Annotated in this window: 5 protein-coding genes; 4 read left to right on the top strand and 1 reads right to left on the bottom strand. The window is 52.1% G+C overall.

The features are described from left to right. The 4 genes from ACRC1E_RS13490 to ACRC1E_RS13475 all read left to right on the top strand — a co-directional run. On the top strand, positions 1-189 hold a 189-nt coding region (locus ACRC1E_RS13490; protein WP_438515608.1), incomplete at its 5' end, for a hypothetical protein. A 179-nt stretch (positions 190-368) separates the two neighbouring features. Then, the gene (locus ACRC1E_RS13485; RefSeq protein WP_438515607.1) at positions 369-590 is read left to right on the top strand and encodes a hypothetical protein; all 222 of its coding nucleotides are present in this window, start codon (positions 369-371) and stop codon (positions 588-590) included. A 291-nt stretch (positions 591-881) separates the two neighbouring features. Further along, positions 882-1,157 (top strand): acylphosphatase, encoded by a 276-nt coding sequence (locus tag ACRC1E_RS13480; protein ID WP_438515606.1) that lies wholly within the window; start codon positions 882-884, stop codon positions 1,155-1,157. Positions 1,158-1,274: 117 nt separating this feature from the next. Further along, entirely contained in the window at positions 1,275-2,270 is a 996-nt protein-coding gene (locus ACRC1E_RS13475; RefSeq protein ID WP_438515605.1) for a 2-hydroxyacid dehydrogenase, read from the top strand. On the opposite strand, the gene yaaA is transcribed toward ACRC1E_RS13475, so the two are convergent. Further along, on the bottom strand, positions 2,271-2,947 hold a 677-nt coding region (gene yaaA, locus ACRC1E_RS13470; protein ID WP_438515604.1), incomplete at its 5' end, for a peroxide stress protein YaaA.

Below are 2,947 nucleotides of genomic sequence, written 5' to 3'. Positions count from 1 at the left end.
AAGGCGTATGGCGAGCCGGAGAAGTTGATCGGCCGTCATGTCGTGGTGGTCGCCAATCTGGCACCACGCAAGATGCGCTTTGGAGTATCGGCCGGCATGATCGTCTGTGGCTCGGGCGTGGAAGATGGCCAAGGCCTGTTCTTGCTGGATGCTGACGAAGGCGTACAGCCGGGGATGCGTGTAGGCTGATTGCGGTTATTGCTAGGTATTTGACGCCCTGTTGGCATTTTTTGCTAATAGGGCGTTTCCTTTTTGGGTAATTAATAGTTTCGTCATTAATGAATGCTATAGTGGTATTGACGATAAATGTTATTTAGTATTTACTGATAATAATTAATTATTTTTATATAGAGTGAAGGGTATTTTTAATGGAAATTTTTGATAAAAAGGACAAAGCAATGATGATAAAAGTAAGCCAGCTGAAGCCTGGTTCGCAGATTCATGAGCACAAGAATAATGGCGAAATTGATTGTTACGAGGTACTGGACGTTGAACCGGTTGGTCGTAAGCTTCAGGTGACTTTTCGTTCGATGACAGGGATAGAAAGCGCAGTTTATCCGGCAGATGCTTACCTGAATGCCAGCCACTAAACTGATATAGTGACTTAATGTTGCAAATGAATTTTAGTGGTAATTTTTATCTGTAAGTCATTATTGTGCCGCGTGGCGGGTATATTGCGGGTTTTACCGGAATCGTTTAGTCAAGAATAGGGCCGCTTCAATAGCGGCCCAAATTTTTTTCCAGCCCGCGCATGATGCATGCTATAGCGTGATGAGGCATTTCGACAACAGTGCCGGGCAAGCGGGCTAGCCTGTCAAGTTAAGAATTTTGTTTATGGTGTCACCCTAGTTTCCGGGGCTCTGCAACAGGAAGGAAGTGCCATGGTTGCGCGTTTATTGCGTATTTACGGCAAAGTCCAGGGGGTCTACTTCCGTGATAGTGCCATCATCTTGAGCACGGAGCTGGGGGTGGCCGGCTGGGTGAGAAACCGCTCTGATGGCACGGTTGAAATTCTGCTTGAGGGGGAACCGGCCTCAGTTGAAGCTTTTATCCGCTGGGCAAGGCAGGGGCCGGTAGCGGCACAGGTCGATAAGCTAAGCGTGATCGAAATTGGCTCGCAGGGCAGTCAGGGCTTTAACAAGCGTCCTACACTGTAAGTCTTGGTTTTTTGCGTTCACGGGCTGTGGCCAAGGTCTGGCGGGGCATGCATCCTGCTCGGCCTGCTACCATAAAGTTTTACTCACCATCGTGGCTCATCCCGTAAAGGGGCTGATATGCGCATCGCGGTTTTCGATACTAAGCACTATGACCATCAGGCACTAGAGCTGGCCAATACGGCTTTTGGCCATGAACTGGTCTATTTCGAGTCGCGTCTTGATGCCCAGACCGTGAGTCTGGTGCAGAACTTTGACGCAGTTTGTCCGTTTGTTAATGACCGTATCGATGGGGCTGTCGCAGCTCATCTGGCTGCAGTCGGTACCACCTTGGTGAGCTTGCGTTGTGCCGGGTTTAATGGTGTAGATCTGGGTGCTTGTGCCAGCCATGGCATTGCTGTCACCCGGGTGCCGGCCTATTCGCCGGAAGCGGTCGCCGAGCATGCTTTTGCCTTGTTGTTAAGCGTCGTGCGCCGTACGCACAAGGCTTATGCACGGGTGCGCGAACTGAATTTTTCACTGGATGGTTTGGTCGGTTTTAATTTGCATGGCAAGACTTTTGGCGTGTTGGGCACAGGACGCATTGGCCTGGCCGCAATTCGTATTGCCCGCGGTTTTGGTATGCATACTCTGGCTTATGATCCGGCTCCCAAGCCTGCGTTGGCCGAGAGTCTGGGGTTTAGCTATTGCTCTTTTGATTCCTTAATTGCCCGAAGCGACGTACTCAGCCTGCATCTGCCGCTTAGTACCGCAACGCATCATTTGATTAATGCCAAAGTACTGGCATGCATGAAGCCTGCTGCGGTGCTGATCAATACCAGCCGCGGCGGGCTGGTGGATACCCATGCCCTGATTGAAGTGCTGAAGGCCGGCGGGCTCTCCGGTGTCGGGCTGGATGTCTACGAGATGGAGGAGGGGGTGTTTTTTCAGGACTTGTCCGCTGCCTGCATACAGGATGATCAGCTGGCGCGTTTACTGACCTTCCCCAATGTGCTGATTACCTCGCATCAGGGTTTTTTGACCCAGGAGGCGTTGGCTGCAATTGCCCAGACGGCGCTGGCCAATGCCAGCGCCTACGAGCGTGGAGAGCGTCTGCTCAACGAGGTGCTTTTGTGATCAGCCCTCTTGGTCGCGGCGAAATACCCAATCGAGCTCGCTAGAGGCGGCGGCATCGAAAGCATAACCCTCGCTATCAAATCCACGCAGGTCTTGTACTTGAGCTGGGCGCTGTTCGAGTGCCCAGCGTACCATCAGTCCGCGTGCACGTTTGGCGTGAAAACTGATGATTTTATACTGGCCGTTTTTTCTGTCCTGAAACACCGGCGTAATAATGGCGGCGTTAAGCGCTTGCCGCCGGACCGATTTGAAGTACTCTTCCGATGCCAGATTAAGCAGTACGGGCTTGGCATCTTGTGCCAGACGCTGGTTGAGTGTTTCGGTGATGATGCTTCCCCAGAAGGCGTATAAATTATTGCCGCGGCTATTTGCCAGCCGGGAGCCCATCTCCAGACGGTAGGCTTGCATCAGGTCCAGTGGTCTTAATACGCCGTACAGCCCTGATAAGATGCGCAGGTGGTCTTGCAGCCATAGTAATGCCTCCTCGCCCAGTCCTTGGGCATCCAGTCCTTCATAGACATCCCCCATAAAAGCCAGTACCGCCTGTTTTGCATTATCGGGAGAGAAGGGGCGTTGCCAGCTATCGAAGCGTCCGGCATTGAGAACGGCAAGTGTGTCGCTGATCTTCATGAGCTGTGATAGTGCTTGCGGGCTCTGCTGGCGCAAAATACTTATCA

The organism is Craterilacuibacter sp. (genome assembly GCF_051659485.1).
Classification (GTDB): Bacteria; Pseudomonadota; Gammaproteobacteria; order Burkholderiales; family Chromobacteriaceae; genus Craterilacuibacter.
The sequence above is the reverse complement of the archived record's forward strand: the minus strand, read 5'-3'. Positions and strand labels throughout refer to the sequence as shown.